The organism is Nocardia sp. NPDC051900, assembly GCF_044452545.1.
Lineage (GTDB): Bacteria > Actinomycetota > Actinomycetes > Mycobacteriales > Mycobacteriaceae > Nocardia > Nocardia sichangensis.
This window is the reverse complement of sequence record NZ_JBITBU010000002.1, coordinates 29410-44626: the sequence shown is the minus strand read 5'-3', so window position 1 is coordinate 44626 and position 15217 is coordinate 29410. Positions and strand designations below refer to the sequence as shown.

General features: G+C 65.4%; 21 protein-coding genes. 16 read left to right on the top strand and 5 right to left on the bottom strand.

Annotated features, from left to right (window positions below; all coding sequences use genetic code 11):
• Nucleotides 1–113 precede the first annotated feature (113 nt).
• Both ACIA5H_RS02890 and ACIA5H_RS02885 read left to right on the top strand, forming a co-directional pair.
• Entirely contained in the window at nt 114–536 is a 423-nt protein-coding gene (locus ACIA5H_RS02890; protein ID WP_356969414.1) for a hypothetical protein, read from the top strand.
• Nucleotides 537–672: 136 nt separating this feature from the next.
• Complete coding sequence (locus tag ACIA5H_RS02885) at nt 673–1356, top strand: hypothetical protein (protein WP_356969416.1); 684 nt, start codon at nt 673–675, stop codon at nt 1354–1356.
• A gap of 243 nt (nt 1357–1599) precedes the next feature.
• Here ACIA5H_RS02885 and ACIA5H_RS02880 read toward each other — a convergent pair whose 3' ends face one another.
• Together ACIA5H_RS02880 and ACIA5H_RS02875 are read right to left on the bottom strand one after the other, a co-directional pair.
• On the bottom strand, nt 1600–2304 hold the full coding sequence (locus tag ACIA5H_RS02880) for a L,D-transpeptidase (protein ID WP_397073504.1): 705 nt from the start codon (nt 2302–2304) through the stop codon (nt 1600–1602).
• Nucleotides 2305–2384: 80 nt separating this feature from the next.
• Nucleotides 2385–2669, bottom strand: a complete 285-nt coding sequence (locus ACIA5H_RS02875) for a hypothetical protein (RefSeq protein WP_397073502.1) — start codon at nt 2667–2669, stop codon at nt 2385–2387.
• 420 nt (nt 2670–3089) lie between these two features.
• Here ACIA5H_RS02875 and ACIA5H_RS02870 point away from each other — a divergent pair, with 420 nt between their 5' ends.
• The gene (locus ACIA5H_RS02870) at nt 3090–3992 is read left to right on the top strand and encodes a helix-turn-helix domain-containing protein (protein ID WP_397073501.1); all 903 of its coding nucleotides are present in this window, start codon (nt 3090–3092) and stop codon (nt 3990–3992) included.
• Nucleotides 3880–4188 (top strand): DUF397 domain-containing protein, encoded by a 309-nt coding sequence (locus ACIA5H_RS02865; RefSeq protein ID WP_397073499.1) that lies wholly within the window; start codon nt 3880–3882, stop codon nt 4186–4188. The genes ACIA5H_RS02870 and ACIA5H_RS02865 overlap by 113 nt, the downstream gene beginning before the upstream one ends.
• Before the next feature lie 194 nt (nt 4189–4382).
• Here ACIA5H_RS02865 and ACIA5H_RS02860 read toward each other — a convergent pair whose 3' ends face one another.
• A complete protein-coding gene (locus tag ACIA5H_RS02860; RefSeq protein WP_397073497.1) occupies nt 4383–5321 on the bottom strand; it encodes an alpha/beta hydrolase family esterase in 939 nt (312 codons plus the stop codon).
• A 167-nt stretch (nt 5322–5488) separates the two neighbouring features.
• On the opposite strand from ACIA5H_RS02860, the gene ACIA5H_RS02855 reads away from it, so the two are divergent.
• Together ACIA5H_RS02855 and ACIA5H_RS02850 are read left to right on the top strand one after the other, a co-directional pair.
• A complete protein-coding gene (locus ACIA5H_RS02855) occupies nt 5489–5746 on the top strand; it encodes a type II toxin-antitoxin system Phd/YefM family antitoxin (protein WP_397073495.1) in 258 nt (85 codons plus the stop codon).
• Between the two features lie 475 nt (nt 5747–6221).
• A complete protein-coding gene (locus ACIA5H_RS02850) occupies nt 6222–6506 on the top strand; it encodes a hypothetical protein (protein WP_397073493.1) in 285 nt (94 codons plus the stop codon).
• Nucleotides 6507–7294: 788 nt separating this feature from the next.
• Here the strand turns inward: ACIA5H_RS02850 and ACIA5H_RS02845 are convergent.
• Together ACIA5H_RS02845 and ACIA5H_RS02840 are read right to left on the bottom strand one after the other, a co-directional pair.
• Nucleotides 7295–8302: an asparagine synthase-related protein gene (locus ACIA5H_RS02845; RefSeq protein WP_397073491.1), complete on the bottom strand. Its 1008-nt coding sequence runs from the start codon at nt 8300–8302 to the stop codon at nt 7295–7297.
• Nucleotides 8299–9090, bottom strand: a complete 792-nt coding sequence (locus ACIA5H_RS02840; protein ID WP_397073489.1) for a GntR family transcriptional regulator — start codon at nt 9088–9090, stop codon at nt 8299–8301. The genes ACIA5H_RS02845 and ACIA5H_RS02840 overlap by 4 nt, the downstream gene beginning before the upstream one ends.
• A 132-nt stretch (nt 9091–9222) precedes the next feature.
• Between ACIA5H_RS02840 and ACIA5H_RS02835 the strand changes: the two genes are divergently transcribed.
• From ACIA5H_RS02835 to ACIA5H_RS02790, 10 genes are read left to right on the top strand one after another with little or no spacing between them, the layout of a single operon-like run.
• Nucleotides 9223–9687, top strand: coding sequence for a hypothetical protein (locus ACIA5H_RS02835; protein WP_397073487.1), 465 nt, complete (start codon nt 9223–9225; stop codon nt 9685–9687).
• Nucleotides 9688–9689: 2 nt separating this feature from the next.
• Nucleotides 9690–9920, top strand: coding sequence for a hypothetical protein (locus ACIA5H_RS02830; protein WP_397073485.1), 231 nt, complete (start codon nt 9690–9692; stop codon nt 9918–9920).
• 2 nt (nt 9921–9922) lie between these two features.
• Nucleotides 9923–10567: a DUF2637 domain-containing protein gene (locus ACIA5H_RS02825; protein ID WP_397073483.1), complete on the top strand. Its 645-nt coding sequence runs from the start codon at nt 9923–9925 to the stop codon at nt 10565–10567.
• Between the two features lies 1 nt (nt 10568).
• Nucleotides 10569–10883: a hypothetical protein gene (locus ACIA5H_RS02820; protein WP_397073481.1), complete on the top strand. Its 315-nt coding sequence runs from the start codon at nt 10569–10571 to the stop codon at nt 10881–10883.
• 1 nt (nt 10884) lies between these two features.
• Nucleotides 10885–12216, top strand: coding sequence for an FtsK/SpoIIIE domain-containing protein (locus ACIA5H_RS02815; protein WP_397073479.1), 1332 nt, complete (start codon nt 10885–10887; stop codon nt 12214–12216).
• Nucleotides 12213–12542 (top strand): hypothetical protein, encoded by a 330-nt coding sequence (locus ACIA5H_RS02810; protein WP_397073477.1) that lies wholly within the window; start codon nt 12213–12215, stop codon nt 12540–12542. Before ACIA5H_RS02815 ends, ACIA5H_RS02810 begins: the two co-directional genes overlap by 4 nt.
• Nucleotides 12539–12715 carry a hypothetical protein gene (locus tag ACIA5H_RS02805; protein WP_397073475.1) on the top strand — a complete coding sequence of 59 codons (177 nt, stop codon included), beginning with the start codon at nt 12539–12541 and terminating at the stop codon, nt 12713–12715. The genes ACIA5H_RS02810 and ACIA5H_RS02805 overlap by 4 nt, the downstream gene beginning before the upstream one ends.
• Nucleotides 12712–12873 (top strand): hypothetical protein, encoded by a 162-nt coding sequence (locus tag ACIA5H_RS02800; RefSeq protein ID WP_397073473.1) that lies wholly within the window; start codon nt 12712–12714, stop codon nt 12871–12873. Before ACIA5H_RS02805 ends, ACIA5H_RS02800 begins: the two co-directional genes overlap by 4 nt.
• Nucleotides 12870–13499 (top strand): hypothetical protein, encoded by a 630-nt coding sequence (locus ACIA5H_RS02795; protein ID WP_397073471.1) that lies wholly within the window; start codon nt 12870–12872, stop codon nt 13497–13499. The genes ACIA5H_RS02800 and ACIA5H_RS02795 overlap by 4 nt, the downstream gene beginning before the upstream one ends.
• On the top strand, nt 13496–15202 hold the full coding sequence (locus tag ACIA5H_RS02790) for a replication initiator (RefSeq protein ID WP_397073469.1): 1707 nt from the start codon (nt 13496–13498) through the stop codon (nt 15200–15202). Before ACIA5H_RS02795 ends, ACIA5H_RS02790 begins: the two co-directional genes overlap by 4 nt.
• Nucleotides 15203–15217 lie beyond the last annotated feature (15 nt).

The window sequence follows — 15217 nt, the reverse complement described above, 5'->3', positions numbered from 1 at the left end:
AGAACGAACATACTAGAAGCCGAGCGCTGATGGCACTGTGGCCGTCGTCATGCCGCCCGATTCGGGCCGGGGTTGCCTGGTGCTTGCCGCATATGTCCGGCTAACATTCGAACATGGGTTCGATAAGCGATGAAACGCCGCGAACCGAAGGGACGGAACCCGAGCTGGTCTACCCGAACCGGACCGGCCACTACTACCGGACGCTGACCTACCCGCCGCGCCCGGTCTGGGTGCGGCTGGACGCGATCCTGGTCCGCGATCCAGGGACGCCGCGCCATGTGAACGGCGCCGGGGTCATCATGCGCGGCGAGCGACCCGGAACCCTGACGCACTGGTTGCCCACCGTCGACGGCGATTGGATGGGCCGGGTGAACTACAGCATCCAGTTCGCCGACGGACGTCCGGATCTGCAGGTGCGCGACCAGTTGGTTCCCGCCTATGCGCTGCGTCCGCGGGATACCGGACAATCCGGACCGGAATCGGCTCGATCGTCACGCGGGAATGTCGCGCGACCCGAGCCGGACTCATTGCCGTGAATTTGCCTGCCCTGTCCACATCTGCGTGATCGCTGCCAACCAGGTTTGCTGTCCAGCGCACCGCGGCCCGAATGGGTTGTCCCGTCGATTGCCGGCCCGGTTGTCGCCGTAAGGGGCCGGTGATACGTTGCCCGGCATGGGATTTCAGTTGCCGCATCCCGAGGTGCTGTGGGCGCGCGTGACCGTCTTGGACGTGATCACCTGCGCAACGCACACCGATCGGGCCGCGAGCGGACAGGAGATCGGGCAGACGGCCAGAGTGGAAGGCGGCCGGCTGATCAACGACGACGGTGAGGGCAATTGGTTCTCGCTGGTCAGATATGCCGGTGACCGCGCGCTGCTATTCGGGAGGGACGAGGACAACGAGGTCACCGGAACCTCCTACGATCCGCTGGCCGCGGCGCCCGCCTGGGTGCGGTCCGTGGAACCGACCACGAAGCTGCCCGGCGGCGTCCAGGGCCCGGTCAGCTTCGTGCGCTGGTGGGAGTTCGGCCGCTGGCAGCACACGCCGACCGACCTGGACGACGGCCTCGAACTCGGCCTCAGCGCCGCCTCCGACCGGGAGGACTTCACCGGCAGCGTCATGAGCGCCGCCATTCACGCGAAGTGGGTGGAGATGGATTACGAGGCGGGCAAACTCACCGCCCTCACCGTCGACCCCACCGCCCTGCACGCTCTCTGCGACGCCGCCGAGAACGGCGCCGTCACCAAGGCGCACTTCTACTTCCTCCAGCCCGGCTTCACGGCCCCCGCCTTCACCTACCTCACCAACGCGGGCGTCCTCACATCCACCGACAAACCCACCGAACCCCTGCCGTAAACGTCGCGCCGCACACGGCACCCAACCATCCGAGAAGGGCTCCCGACTACGGGGGCCTTTTCTTTATATGACGGCGGCATTGGCGGTACGCGTTCACGTGTCATGCCACGACTGTCGGTGGGCTGCGCTGCAGGCGGTAGTCACCCAGCTGGCCGCGCAGCGCGAACGCGAGCGGATGTCATTCTGTTCGGCCGAGTGCCGGAACGTCGCGGGCGAGCGGACAACGGCCTGCTGGTCGGGCGTTCACCTCGCGTGTATGTCGATAACCGGTTTCCGCGACGGTTCGAGGGTGGCCAGCAGCGTCCGCATGACGTCGTCGCCGACCGCGACACACCCTGCTGTCGGCCTGCCGACATCGACGTGGACGAAGAACGCGGAGCCCCGCCCCGGCACGACCGGAAAGCGGTTGTAGTCGATGACCAGCGCATAGTCGTACTGCGGTTCGGTTCGCCCGAGATTCTCGCTGAGGGCGGTGTCGAACGGGCATTCACCCTCGGCGCACCGATACTTCTGGTTGTACAGCGGGCTTTCGGTGTCGGACACCCACCACCAGGTATTGGACGGATCCACCGAAAGATAGGGGAGTTTCGCGCCCACGGCAGGCACCCGGCCGAATCCTTCGGTCAACGGAAAGGTGCCCTCCGGCGTGTATGCCGCCCCTTCTCTGGCCTCGCGCGAAATCCCCTCCGCACCAACCCAAGCGGGCACAGCAAATGTCCGCTCCCACCGCCGGAACCGCCCCCGCTGCCACAGCTCCAACGTCCCCCGGTCGGCCCCCGCCGCCGCACTCACCCAGACGACTTGACTCCCCGGAACCGCATCCACATCGAACGGCGGCCGCTCTCTACCGACCACAGCCCACAACACACCCCCGACCACCACGGCAACGGCCACGAGCCCGCCCACCACAACCCGGCCTCGCCGCGCCCCACTCCCATCCAATCCCATTCACCCTCCTGCGTAGACGAGTGGCACACGGCTGCGGCAAATGTCGAGTAGACCTCTCGATGGTGTGCCACTCGTCATCATCATCTCGGGGTTATGGCCTGCCAGTACTGAGTTCTCACCGTGTTCCAGATGTCGAAGAGTTTCGGGAACCACTCGCGTACCTGGGCCAGATCGGGGCGATCCTCTCCTTCGCCGAAGTAGATCATGCCGGGGTCGCCGTTGGGGATGTCGATTATCGAGCCGTCCATCCTCATCCGGTAGGCCGGGGCCCCAGCGGCATGGTCGATGAGCGACTCGATCGCGATCTGCGACCCGCGCGCGATCCGCCAGAGGACGGTGTGGTCACCAAATGTCGTGCTGTGCAATGGTCATCCTCCCACGCGAGGAGTCAGCGGTATCGCTCGAGAGCACCCGACGACCGCTGACAGTGATCTGGTATCCACTGCGGCCGGCCATTCCGGTGTGCACGACCAGGCCGGCCGCCTCGAGGCGTAGTAGTGCGCGGCGAGTTCGCCTTCCGGACGCATTCGCCGTTCTCACCAGCGAGTCCACGGACAGGATTCCGCCCGGCGCGAGTGCCGCCAGCACGGCGGACTGAGCCTTGCTGAGTCGGGGGTGCGATGCCATGGGGCAGAGGATGTGCGGGAAGCCGATATCCAGGCGCGGCAACGAAATCAGGTCGGCAAACTCGCGCAAATCGCCAGATCGCGTTGTGCAACGCCGCCTACGATCGGCGCGTATTGCAACTGACAGCAACCTCGGAATGCAACGACAGGGGAGCGTGCATGACAGACGGCCAGGCGGAGGAAACGGGCAGCACACTGCCGCGTAGGCAACTCGGCCGATATCTGAAAGAGGCGCGAGAGGGTGCCGGACTGACACTGGAACAAGCGGCGTCGCTGATGGAATGGCACAAATCGACGCTGAGCCGCTTGGAGCGCGGATTGACTGAGAAAGTCAGGGTCCGCGACGTTTCCGGGCTCTGCGAAGTCTACGGGCTGAGCGAGGGGAAGACTGCCGTTGCCGAGGGGCTCGCGGAGCAGACTCCGGCGAAGTCGTGGTGGCACACCTACGGAGACCTGATCCCGGCCTGGTTCAACCTATATGTCGGGCTGGAAGCGGGCGCAAAGGAATTGGCGATCTTCCAGCCGTTGCTTATACCTGGCCTGCTGCAAACCCGCGCTTACGCTCGCGCCATCGACCGTCGCTATTTTGCCGAGGACACCGACGAAGAACTGGAGCGGCGTGTGCAACTTCGGATTCAGCGGCAGCACATGCTTACCCGGTCGCGCCACCCGACGAAGGTTTGGTTCGTACTCCACGAGGCCGTGCTGCGAACCATCGTCGGCGATCGGTGTGTGATGGCTTCGCAGTTGCGGCATCTAGCGGACGTCGGCACTCTGGACAACATCGAGCTCCGAATTCTGCCATTCCACGCCGGAATTCCAGTCGGGATGGCTCTCCCACCCTTCACGATCCTGGACTTCGGCAACGACGTCCGAGGCAAATTGATCGAGCCGCCGGTCATCTATTGCGAGAGCTACACCGGTAGCGCGTACCTTGAAGGACGGGCGGATGTGCTGCGGTTTCGCCAGGCTTTCACCGTTCTCCAGCAGGCGAGCCTCGACAGCCGCCCGAGCAGAGACCTATTGCGAGAGATGGCAAGGGAGTTCGACCGTGACCGTTGATCTAGCGGGTGCTCGGTGGTTCAAGTCGAGCCACAGTGGGGGTGGAGCCGACTGCGTGGAGGTTGCCCACTTGGTTGGAGGCACCGTCGGCGTCCGCGACTCGAAGAACCCGACTGGTCCGGCGTTGATCTTCCCGCCCGAGCAGTGGGACACCTTCACCACGGGCGTGGCCGACGGCGAGTTCGATCGACCGTAGGAGTCACCGCAGCCGACCACGAGCCTCGGGCAAAGCCCGGGGCTCGTAATCATTGCAGCGGCTAGCATTCGAAGTTCCTGCAATCCCGGTGCTGGAAAGACGGGCGATCGGGTGTCGACCACCGGGAGTTCTCGGCATCCGCGCCCGTACCAGCGTCCTGTCGATTCGAATCAGGTGTGTCCCGCGACCCATTGTCAGTGGGCGGCGAAGAACTGCCAAATGATCTCCGAAGCATCGAATTGGCGGCTCACCGCGCCGACCAACGCCTGGGGGAGATATTGCTCGCCGCCCGGCCAGGTGTGGCCACCGTTGGTGACCGTGTAGAGGACGACGCCGACATCGTCCGGGCACAGCGCCGTCTCGATCTTTACTGAGGTCCCGTCGTCGCCGCGTGGGGGCAACTCACTGGCGTTCGGCGGTGGACAGCCGTTCTTCCCGCGCCACAGCTGTTGCGTGGCCGCCACCGACAGGACCGGGCTGGTGCCCGTGCCGCCGTGATTGCCCGACGTCACGCGCACGACACCGCCTTCGTACGGGACGATCGGATCGGCGGTGCCATGGATCTCCAGCACCGGAAGTGGATGCGCGAGTGCGCAGTTCGTCTCGTCCGCGGCGGGAAGTGGACCAGCCACCGGCGCGATCGCGGCCAGCTTGGCGCTCAGGTGACACCCCAGGTGCTGGGTGAACATGCCCCCGTTGGACATCCCGGTGGCGTACACCCGAGCCGGATCGACTTCGTCGGCGGCGACCAGGTGGTCGATCAGCGCCGAGACGAACCCGACATCATCGACACCCGCTGCGCCCGCGCGTGTGTCGGCACCCCGGCCGTCGTTCCATGACCTGTCGATCCCCTCGGGGTAGACCGCGATGAATCCATTGGCGTCGGCCAGCCGATCGAAACCGCTCTTGTTCGCCATGTACCCGGCGCTACCGCCACCACCGTGGAAGACCAGAACCGCCGCGAGCCTGCCTTGCGGTGAACCCGCCGGACGGTGGATGAGGTAGTGGCGTTGCGCGCCCGCGTAGTCCAGGACGCGGTGCGGATCATCGGGTCCACTGGCACCCGAATGCGCGCAGGCGGCGGTCAGGACCAGAACCGCGCCGACGACGACAGCGGCCGACGATCTCAGCACGGCTCGATGGTAGGAGCCTCGGCATCGCGAGGCCACCCACTGATGCGGCCGCTGTCCGCACAGTGCTGCTGCGTGGTCGATGGCACCGAGTCGCGGGACGGCGAACGCCCTATCGGTGATCCGAAAGTTTCGGGCGCCAACTGCACAGGGTCTCGCACCTTACGAGCATGAAGTCGATGAATTACACCGAGGCGCGAGCGGACCTCGCCTCGGTTCTCGACAGCGCCACCGAGGATCTGGAAGAAGTGGTGATCACCCGTGCCCGACGCGAACCGGCCGTGGTAGTCGCCCTGAGCGAATACCAAGCGCTGAAGGAGACCGCGTACCTTCTCGGCAACCCCTTCAACGCGCGACACCTCGAGCGTTCTATCGCGGAACATCGCGGCGGCAGTGTCACACCTCGGGTCCTCGCCCCCGAGGCCTAGGCCGCCGATGAGAAAGGCCCCCTGACCAGCTGGTCAAGGGGCCTTCGCGTTGTGCCCTCGGCAGGATTCGAACCTGCGGCCTTCTGCTCCGGAGGCAGGTCAGGGGCGGTTCTTGGGGTATTCGGTTGGGCGTCGCCGTATCGAATCACCGGGATTCGGTATGGGTCCGTATGCCGGTGTTCGGGGCGCTTGTGTCACCTTCGTGTCATCCGGGACCACCGGGTGGCCCTGGTCTGTGGTGGGTTGCGCATCACGGGGGCTGGCTACCCGCCTGCCCCACAAGGGCCTGCCCGTCACGCGCAGAGGCTCGCAGGTCAAGAGTCAGCGCAGCTGATCCCGTAGGGACGCCATCGGCGCTCTTGAGGTGTGAGGGGCGCGGGATCACAATGCAGGCCACCACAGTCCAGGGCCAAGCGGCCGAAGGTCGCTCCATTGTTCAGGCCACAGAATGTCGGCAATCAGCAAAAATGTCGCAATGACAATCTGGACTGCGACGGTCCTTGATGATGAGCAGCGCGAGCGGTTCAGCGACTTGCTCAGGTATCTGGCTTATGCAGGCGTCGGCCTGGCTGCCACCCTAGGACTTCTTGGGCTCGGTGCCCTATCGCGCGCGGGTAGGTACACGTGGCCGTTCTTCTTCCTCGGCCAGTTCATATGTCTCGGTGTGCTGGGCGCCTCATATGTCTACGCTAACTTCTGGTTAGCCATGGCGGGCCTCTTCGGCGCAATTGTGGTATTGGCAGGAGCTTCCGGTGGGTGACCACGGCCAGTCACCCCGTCCAGGCTGGACGATTTCTGGTCGACCGCGGAGGTAGGTCGGGTACGGCTGGTGTCGTGCCCAGCACTGCTCGGTGAATGAAAAGGTGAGCACGGCCTGAGTCTCCGTGCTACCCCGTCGCGAAAGCGGATAGCCGATGAGGCTGAGGGGACCAAGGTGTTGCCCCGGTGGCCGGTGTGCCGCCGACGCGCCGACGCGCCGCGCGACCGCGGTTCAGGGAGTGCGCCGCGCGTCGAAGCGCGGCGGCGGCGCGCAGCGCCGCCGGGGCGCTCTTGTTGCTGTATGGCGGAATTCGGCAACAACTCGCACAACGCGAGGCGCGCTCCAAAACGGACCCGCCGATCGTCCCAACATGGGCGAGATCGTGGCCCGTAATGGATCACGCCCTGGGCCGACAATCGAGGTGCCGGAACCTGTTGGGATTCAACGGTTTTGTCTGCTCGATCACGTAAGGTGAAGACACCTCCAGCCGAGGGGCGGTGGACTTGGTCCACACACCGCGCCCAGGAAGGAGGTGGTGGGGATGGCAAAACATCGCCGGAGAAAGCAAGAAACCCCGGTCGACTACGGCATCGTCTTGTTGGTTGCTGCCGTAATCGCCGGGGCTCTGGTCTTGGTCCGCCGAGTGCGGGCTAGCTAACCCACCCGGTGGGGCGTCGCTGCAACGGCGTCCCACCTCTCGGCATCACTCGCGTGATGGTTGCATGATATCAAGATCCCATGCTCGCTTGCTAGCAAGAGCTGCTAGCTCAGATTTTGGAGCGGTGCCGCTAGCTGTTCTCCAGGATCGAGAGATACAAGCGCGTGGCGACGGCTTCGGCATCCTCGGTCATGGGGTCTGAGTAGGTCCGCGCTCCTGGAAGGTTGGCGGCGTACGACCGGGCGGCAGTCCCAAGGACGGACATCAGGCCGGATGAACGCTGGATTGGCGACTTCACTGCCCAGGCAAGGTGCTTCACTCCTGATGGAAGCTGCTCTTCACACGCCAAGCGGAGGGCGAGTTTGTCAACATTCATGCCGTCGTGCGACCCGAAAAGTGCTGGGGGCGCGAATCGTTCGGCAATCTGCCACCACCGCACGGTCTGGAATACATGAACTAGCCGATCGGCGTACTCATCCAGCAGCGCTGGATAGAAGTGTGGGACTAGCCGGTCGTATCTGAAGTTCGCAGCTGACTCCGTTCGAATGATTCGGTCAAGCTCGTCCCTGGCATCGAGCGATGCCAACGGATGGGTGAGTCGCTTGCCGCCACCGAAGATTGCATCCGCGCCGCTACCGTTCAAGATCGCGCCCAGCTGTGCGATCTTGTCGAAGCTTCTACGAGCGGCGAGTATCGGGATGCCTGCGGTTACCTCCCAGAGTTCCGACGTGCCGAGTCGCCTCATAGTGTCACGAGCCAGTTGGCTGACCTCCTGTGATGTCAGGCGGATGAGGTCATGCCTTAGGTCGAGGGCTGCGGCCGCGGCTGCTGCGTTCTGTTCGTCTGATTGGCCTTCGGTCAAGATCGTGACCGCTGTCGGTTTCGCGCCGAGTGCGACCGCCACGGCTGCGACGTAGATGGAATCGACGCCGCCGCTCAGCAGCACGACCGGCGTTCCTCCGAACTTGTCGAGAACGGCAGTGATCCGCGACCGGGCTTCTTCGGCAATGAGGTGAGCGGCCTCGCGTGGATCAGTAAGTGTTCGCAAGTCGGGTTGAGGGCGTCCGATGTCTCCAAGCAGGTCGGTGACGAACTGGAGCGGTTCGGAAGTCTGCGGGGCCAGGGTTGCGTCGGTCATGTCCACCGTTCCAGTTGGGTTGTGTAGATGAGGCGATGCCGGTCGCCGGGCAGGACTACATCGCTGAGTTCGACAACGCGGCCGTTGATGTCGATCAAGGTCTTGCGGATGATGAACACCGCTGTACCCGGAAGGAGCCCGAGCGCTTCGGTCTCGCTTGGTGAAGGAAGGCGAGTCGTGATGTCTTCCACAACGCGGTCCACTTCGATGCCGACTGTGGATAGCTGATGCATCGTGCCGCCCGGCCAAGGCTCGTTGCTGGAGTCGAGTAGGGCGGGATTGCTCTCTACTGCATCCAACTTGATGTAGGACGTGACAATGCTGATCGGTACGTCTTCGTCGACGAACCGAGACCGATAGCTCCGCTGAAGGAACTCAGTATCGGGCGAAACGCCGAAGATCTCGGCTACAGCCTCGGACGCGGTGCCCGTTCGGTACTCGGCCGAGAACGAGAACTCCTCGGTTAGGTGCCCGGTGTCCGTCTCGGCGCTGCCGTTTCGCCTCCGCTCCTCATCGGCAGCGTGTACGAGCGCCTTTTCGGTCTGATGCCGCTCGTTGCGACGGATCACCTTCAGGCGTGGAGCTCTGACGAATGTGCCGATGCCATGTCTGGCTTCTATCAGCCCTTCGGTGCGAAGGACGGCCAGTGCCTGGCGAATTGTCGGAACGCTGACGCGATAGCGATTGATGAGTGCAGCTTCACCGGGGAGCTGATCGCCGGGGCGTAGCTCTCCAGACTCGATCTGACGACGCAGATCGCCCGAGATTAGCTCGTACTTCGCTGGCATCGGCCTCTTCTTTCTGCTGCGGACTGCTTCATCTTAGGTCCTCTGTAGGTCTCGACCACCGCCGGGCTCTATGGTCCTATATAGAAGCAGGTCCTATAGAGGACATGGTGATTAGAGCAGAGGGAGCTGACAATGGCATTGAAGGATGTGTGGTTCACCCCGGAGTTCCGTGAGGCGTTCCCGAAGGGTCTGTTCCTGCTGGGTGATATCCAGGCGGTGACCGAGTACAGCACCGATCGCAACGCGCCGAAGCGTCAGAAGGTCGATCTGGACAACGACGGCAACGGCACCGGTAAACGGCTGTGGAAGGGCACGATCACCGATCCGGCTGCCGCGAACGCTCGGCAGGCCAGCTACGACGTGATCTTCGTGTCGGATGTCCAGCCGGTTCCGGCGGCGCCGGAGATTGTGCCGGGTATGACTCCGATCGAGTTGGAGGGCTTGCAGATCAAGCCGAAGATCGCGGGGTCGGGGGAGTTCAAGTCGATCGGCTGGTCGATCCGCGCGACGGGGATCAAGGGCGACAACTCCGGTGCGAAGCAGTCTCCGGCTGATCCGGGCGCGGCCCGTCCGAACTCGACCGGTAAGGCGGCGTGATCATGTCGTTCTTCAATTCCACGGTGGCTGGGTACGAGGGAATCTCGGTCGAGTACAAGCCCGCGCACGAGGGCACGCATGCGCCGCTTCCGGCGTGGGTGCACATCTCGTTGGATGGGTCGGATGCCTACCTGTGTTTGAGCATCGAGGATGCCCGCTCGCTGGCCGATCAGATGCCGGTGGTGATGGCTCTGCACGAGGCGGCGGTGGCGTCGGCGAATAAGGCGGCCTGACGATGGGCGCGGCGGATCAGTCGGCGGGGATGCGTCTTGCGCGCTGGTCCGCCGTCGTCATCATCATCGCGGTCGGGGCGGCGGCGTTCCGGCTGTCGTTCGCCACGCTGAAGGACCTCGCGATCCTGGCGCACATTCCGGCGTCGGATGCGTGGCTGTTCCCGCTGATCGTGGACGGCACGATCCTTCTCGCGACGTTCGGGGTACTGGTCCTGGCCAACGCTCCGGAACGCCGGTTCTTCGTCACTGTCCTGGTCATCGGGTCGGTGGTCTCGGTGGCAGGGAACTCGCTGCACGCGGTCGCGGCCGGTCGAGAACTGCCGTGGTGGGCGTCGGCGCTGGTGGCTGCGATCGCCCCGATTTCCCTGCTGGCCGATACGCACGGGTTGGCGCTGCTGATCCGTGCGGCACAACGAGATTCGGCACCTGAACCGGCTCCCGCGGTTGAACCTGCCGCAGAGCAGACGACACCTGAGCCTGAGCCGGAACAGGTGTCCACCCCCGAGCCCGAGCCTGACTCGTTGCCGGTGCCTGAGCCGGTGCGGGTGGCTGAGCTTCGCCCGGCGCCTGTCGCGTCGGTTCGTCCTGTTCGTTCTTCGCGACCGCAGCAGACCATGCTGCCGATCGCTGTCCCTGTTGGGGGTTGAGATGACTGCTTTTGTTCCTGCTGTGGCGACGGGTGTTTCCGCGCTGGTCACCGTGCTGGCCGGAGTCGGGGTGCTGGTGGACCGGCCTTCGGACACTCCGGCCCCGGTGGTCCCCGCCGCTGCGTCCTCCTCGGTGGTGGCGACCACGACCGCGAGCCCGGCTCCGGCTCCGGCTCCGCGGGGGTGCGTGATGTTCTGCGAGGACTCCAGTCTCGGCCGGTCTGGTGTCGAGAAGGCTCCGGCTCCTTCCCCGGCCCCGGAGGGGTGCCGTCTGTTCTGCGAGTTGGAGCGCGGACCGCAGGGTAGGGGGTTCTGAGATGAGTGTCGCGGGAACGGTCATGCTCGCCAGCGGTATGTGCACGGGGGCGTCGGCGTTCTGGTGGCTGCGGTCACTCGCTGCGCGCGGCGGGGAGATGCAACCGGCTGGTGCTGCCGGTGAGGTCGCTGCGGCTGCTCCGGTCGAGCTGCGGACGGCGGTGTTCGTGGTGACCGACTCGGCGCAACTGGCCTTGATGTGGCCTGCGCTCAAGCTGGGTTCGCCAGAGACTGGCTACCCGAACGTCCTGTCGGCCACCTACACCGAGTTCGGCATGTCGGTAGAGGTGCAGATGCTCGGCGGTCAGTCGGTCAAGGACTGGAACAACGACAACACCCGCGCGGCCCTGGCTGCCTACTTCGGCGTCCCCACCGTGACGGTCACGGCCACCGACCCCGGGTTCGTCCGCCTCGACCTGCGGGTCTACGACACCTTGGCCGACACCGCGCCACTGCCGGGCTCGGCTTCCGCGGCGGGTGTGGACCTGGAAGCGGTCCCGGTCGGCGTGACCGAGGATTTCGACACCTGGCGAGTGCGGGTGCTCTACGGACACATCCTGCTCGCGGGCGCCACCGGTTCGGGTAAGGGCTCGGTGCTGTGGTCGATCATCGCCGCACTCGGCCCGGCGATCAAAGCCGGGCTGGTGGACCTATATCTGGCCGATCCCAAGGGCGGTGCGGAGTTCGGCAAGGGCGAGAACCGGTTGTTCGTCCGGTTTGCCACCGACAACACCACCATCCTCGCGATGCTGCGCGAGGCCGTCGAGGTGATGGATGAGCGTCTGGCGCGGATGCGTTCGGCCGGTCTGCGCAAGCTCGTCCCGACCACCGATGAGCCGCTGATCCTGATCATCATCGATGAGGCGGCGTCGCTGTCGTCGTACGCGACCAGGGAGGAGCAGCAGGAGTTCCGGCGCCTGACGGGGTTGTTGCTGTCGAAGGGGCGTGCGGCGGCGGTGTCGGTGATCGCGGCGTTGCAGGACCCGTCGAAGGAGACGATGCCCAACCGGCAACTGTTCCCCGTCCGCATCGGCCTCCGGCTGGATGAACCCACCCAGAACGCGATGGTCCACGGGCAAGGCGCCCGCGACCGCGGTGCCCGCTGCGACGAGATCTCCGACCAGACACCGGGGGTCGGCTACGTCGGTGAGGACGGCAGCAGCGAGTTCGTGCGGGTGCGGGCGTACTTCGTCTCCGATGACGACATCGACGCCATCGTGGACGCCTACTCCCCAGCGCCCGAAATCACTGCTCCGGCCGAGGATTACAGCGGCTTCGACCCCGATGACCTCGGTGACGGCGGCGAGTCGGAAGACGGGCCGGTGGCGGCATGAAACGCGGACTGGTCATCGAACAGCACGTGGTCGTCTACTGCGACAGCTGCGGCGACCACTACACCGAGGGCGAGAACGAAGCGATCTGCTTCGACTCCATCACCCAAGCCATCGCCTACCTCACCGTTCACTCCGCGGGCGGTGTCGGCTGGGTCTACGACGGCAACCGCGTTGTCTGCGACGGCTGCCAGGCCACCAACCGCTGCGCCGAGCACGGCCACACCTTCCCCGAGTCCTGGCGCGCCACGGTGTGGCCGCTGGGCAATTCCACCCGTTCCCGCACCTGCGAAGTGTGCGGCGTCCCCGAAATCGAGGCCCAGCCATGAGCAACCACCGCTACGACGACAACGTCATCGACATGCAAGCCCGCCGCCGCTGCCAGCTCGAACGTCGTGGTGCCGATCCGGTGAGCATCGCGGTTCATCTGCTCGCGGAGACCGGGGTTGTCCCGCTGTGGGACAACGGCGACGACTACGACGGCGGGGATTGGGCCGTATGAGCACAACCCGCCCGGCCGCAACACCGCAAGTCAATCCGATCGTGCAAGCCGCTTCCGACCAGGTGACCAGCCGCAAGCGGCGTCCCCGCAAGGACCTGTCCGCCCCATGCTCGGGGCAACTGTCGCTGTTCGATCCCAAACAAGGAGACCAGTCGTGACCACGACAACCCCGAACGGGCCGCGTGACCCGTTCGACCTGATCGGGCTGGCCACGCTCAACCTCGTGTGGTGGACATTCGTCGCGGTCGGCGTGACGGCGCGGTGGGCAGTCCTGTTCCCCATGTTCTCCATCCCAGTGCTCCTTGCGACCGCGGCCGGCCTTTTCTGCGGGACGGTTGCGGGTGTCGTGGTGGTCGGGGTGTCCATCGCGGGGATCATCGTTTGGCGGCTTCGGCGTCCGGAGATGTTCGAGCGCTGGGTCACCCGGCGCGCTCGTGTCCGGTTCCTTACCTGGTTCCGCTACCGGCGGCGCTGGGCTCGGCTGATGACGGCCTGCCATCTGAGCATCGACCGCAACGACCGCACGTTCATCCCGCGGTTGCTGTCGGCCGACATCGGCCCGGTGACTGATCGGGTGCGGGTGCGGATGCTCGACGGGCACTGCCCGGCCGACTTCGAAAACCGGGTCTCGCATCTGGCGCACGCCTTCGGCGCCCTGGACTGCCGGGCCACCATCACCGGTCCCGGCATCGTCGAGCTGGCCTTGCGCCGCTCGGATTCGCTCGCCGAGACGGTCATCTTGCCGCGGGTGGATCACTGGACCAAGGGAGGGCAGGCGGCATGACCACGCCTATCGACCTGGACAACGTCAGCAAGGAGCCTGCTCCGGCTCGCCAGACCGCTGCTGAGCGGCGTGCGCTCCCGAACTTCACTGATGTCGCCTTGGCTGCGGCCGAGAAGTTCGGGGTGTGCGTGCGGCCGGTGACGATGCGATCGTTCGACCCGACAACGGGCAAGGTCGAATACGTCGCCTCCCCATGCAAATCCACCGTCGCGTCGGTGTGCAAGCCGTGCGCGGACAAGGCCCGCTGGCTGCGGATGACCCAATGCCGGGAAGGCTGGCACGCCGAAGTCGAACCGGTCGAGGAAACCCGCGACCCGTCCGACACCCAAACCGAGCTGCTCACCGCCCGCGCCGACCTGGCCCAGCAGTACCGCCAAGCCCGCGACGACGGTGATGACGAGATGGCCGACGCCATCGGTGAACTGGTCGGCAGTCTGGACCGCGACCTTCGGGACTCGGGGTTCCGCGGTCCCATCCCGCCGTTGGAGCCCACAGAGCGCAAGCGGCGTTCCCGGTCGACCAAGCGGCGTCAGGACGTGCCGAACCTGCCGCGTAAAAAGGTGGAGCGCACCACCCTCGGGCGGGTGATCGGCGGGTACCGGTCCTCGATGATGGTCACGCTCACCATGCCGTCCTACGGGTCGATCAACCAAGACGGCGCAGTGGACAGCGAGGGCAAGCCGTGCTCGGACGGTTCACCCCGCAAGCCTGACGAGTACGACTACGCTCGTGCGGCGCGTGACATCGTGTTCTTCTCCAAGCTGGTCGACCGCTGGATACAGAACCTGCGCCGCTGCGTCGGCTACGACGTCCAGTACTTCGCCACCGTCGAACCCCAGAAGCGCGGCGCCCCGCACCTGCATTTGCTGCTGCGCGGGGTGATCTCCCGCGAGATTCTGCGCATGGTGACCGCGGCGACCTACCACCAGGTGTGGTGGCCGCACTTCGACCCCGACAACGAGGTGTACTCCGGCGACCGCATGCCGGTGTGGGACTACCGGGCCATGACGTTCGTGGACCCCGATTCGGGTCAGGCGTTGACCGGTTGGGATGACGCCTTGGACGTGCTGGATGCGGTGGATGATCTGGAACCGGCCTATACGGTGCGGTTCGGCGAACGCATGGACCCCGGCCACATGAAGGGCTACATCCCCGGCCAGAAGGCCGACCGGGCGATCGGGTACGTGACGAAGTACCTCACCAAGTCCATCAGCGAAGTCCTCGAGACCGACTCGACGCGCACTGCGATCCACTACGACCGGTTGCACGCGGAGTTGCAGCACACCCCGTGTTCGCCTCGGTGCGCGGTGTGGCTGCGTTACGGCATCGTCCCCCAGGGCGCCAGCGACAAGACCATTCCCGGCCGCTGCAAGGGCAAGGCCCACCGCCGAGACACTCTCGGCCTGCCCGGTCGGCGCGTGCTGGTTTCGCGTCGCTGGTCGGGGAAGACGCTGCCGGATCACAAGGCCGATCGGGCGGAGTTCGTTCGGCAACTGCTGGCCTCGGTCGGCATCCACAAGCCGGATACCTCGCATCTGATCATCCGGCCGGTCGAGCCCGGTGACCAGTCCGTGCCACCGCGGGATCACCTGATCCTGGCTGCGATCGCCCAGCGCACGAAATGGCGCGCGGAATACACCAATGCCCTGCTCGCGGCGGGGCCAGCAGCACAGGAACATTCGGCAATTCAGCAAGCAGCGTAGGGAGGGGTAGGGGAG

What these genes read in the sequence shown, in the direction of transcription:
- ACIA5H_RS02810 (WP_397073477.1), top strand. Translation starts at nt 12,213, where the DNA reads ATGAAACGCGGACTGGTCATCGAACAGCACGTGGTCGTCTACTGCGAC.
- ACIA5H_RS02800 (WP_397073473.1), top strand. Translation starts at nt 12,712, where the DNA reads ATGAGCACAACCCGCCCGGCCGCAACACCGCAAGTCAATCCGATCGTG.
- ACIA5H_RS02885 (WP_356969416.1), top strand. Translation starts at nt 673, where the DNA reads ATGGGATTTCAGTTGCCGCATCCCGAGGTGCTGTGGGCGCGCGTGACC.
- ACIA5H_RS02870 (WP_397073501.1), top strand. Translation starts at nt 3,090, where the DNA reads ATGACAGACGGCCAGGCGGAGGAAACGGGCAGCACACTGCCGCGTAGG.
- ACIA5H_RS02820 (WP_397073481.1), top strand. Translation starts at nt 10,569, where the DNA reads ATGACTGCTTTTGTTCCTGCTGTGGCGACGGGTGTTTCCGCGCTGGTC.
- ACIA5H_RS02835 (WP_397073487.1), top strand. Translation starts at nt 9,223, where the DNA reads ATGGCATTGAAGGATGTGTGGTTCACCCCGGAGTTCCGTGAGGCGTTC.
- ACIA5H_RS02865 (WP_397073499.1), top strand. Translation starts at nt 3,880, where the DNA reads ATGTGCTGCGGTTTCGCCAGGCTTTCACCGTTCTCCAGCAGGCGAGCC.
- ACIA5H_RS02840 (WP_397073489.1), bottom strand. Translation starts at nt 9,090, where the DNA reads ATGCCAGCGAAGTACGAGCTAATCTCGGGCGATCTGCGTCGTCAGATC.
- ACIA5H_RS02890 (WP_356969414.1), top strand. Translation starts at nt 114, where the DNA reads ATGGGTTCGATAAGCGATGAAACGCCGCGAACCGAAGGGACGGAACCC.
- ACIA5H_RS02815 (WP_397073479.1), top strand. Translation starts at nt 10,885, where the DNA reads ATGAGTGTCGCGGGAACGGTCATGCTCGCCAGCGGTATGTGCACGGGG.
- ACIA5H_RS02825 (WP_397073483.1), top strand. Translation starts at nt 9,923, where the DNA reads ATGGGCGCGGCGGATCAGTCGGCGGGGATGCGTCTTGCGCGCTGGTCC.
- ACIA5H_RS02880 (WP_397073504.1), bottom strand. Translation starts at nt 2,304, where the DNA reads ATGGGATTGGATGGGAGTGGGGCGCGGCGAGGCCGGGTTGTGGTGGGC.
- ACIA5H_RS02850 (WP_397073493.1), top strand. Translation starts at nt 6,222, where the DNA reads ATGACAATCTGGACTGCGACGGTCCTTGATGATGAGCAGCGCGAGCGG.
- ACIA5H_RS02805 (WP_397073475.1), top strand. Translation starts at nt 12,539, where the DNA reads ATGAGCAACCACCGCTACGACGACAACGTCATCGACATGCAAGCCCGC.
- ACIA5H_RS02855 (WP_397073495.1), top strand. Translation starts at nt 5,489, where the DNA reads ATGAAGTCGATGAATTACACCGAGGCGCGAGCGGACCTCGCCTCGGTT.
- ACIA5H_RS02830 (WP_397073485.1), top strand. Translation starts at nt 9,690, where the DNA reads ATGTCGTTCTTCAATTCCACGGTGGCTGGGTACGAGGGAATCTCGGTC.
- ACIA5H_RS02845 (WP_397073491.1), bottom strand. Translation starts at nt 8,302, where the DNA reads ATGACCGACGCAACCCTGGCCCCGCAGACTTCCGAACCGCTCCAGTTC.
- ACIA5H_RS02790 (WP_397073469.1), top strand. Translation starts at nt 13,496, where the DNA reads ATGACCACGCCTATCGACCTGGACAACGTCAGCAAGGAGCCTGCTCCG.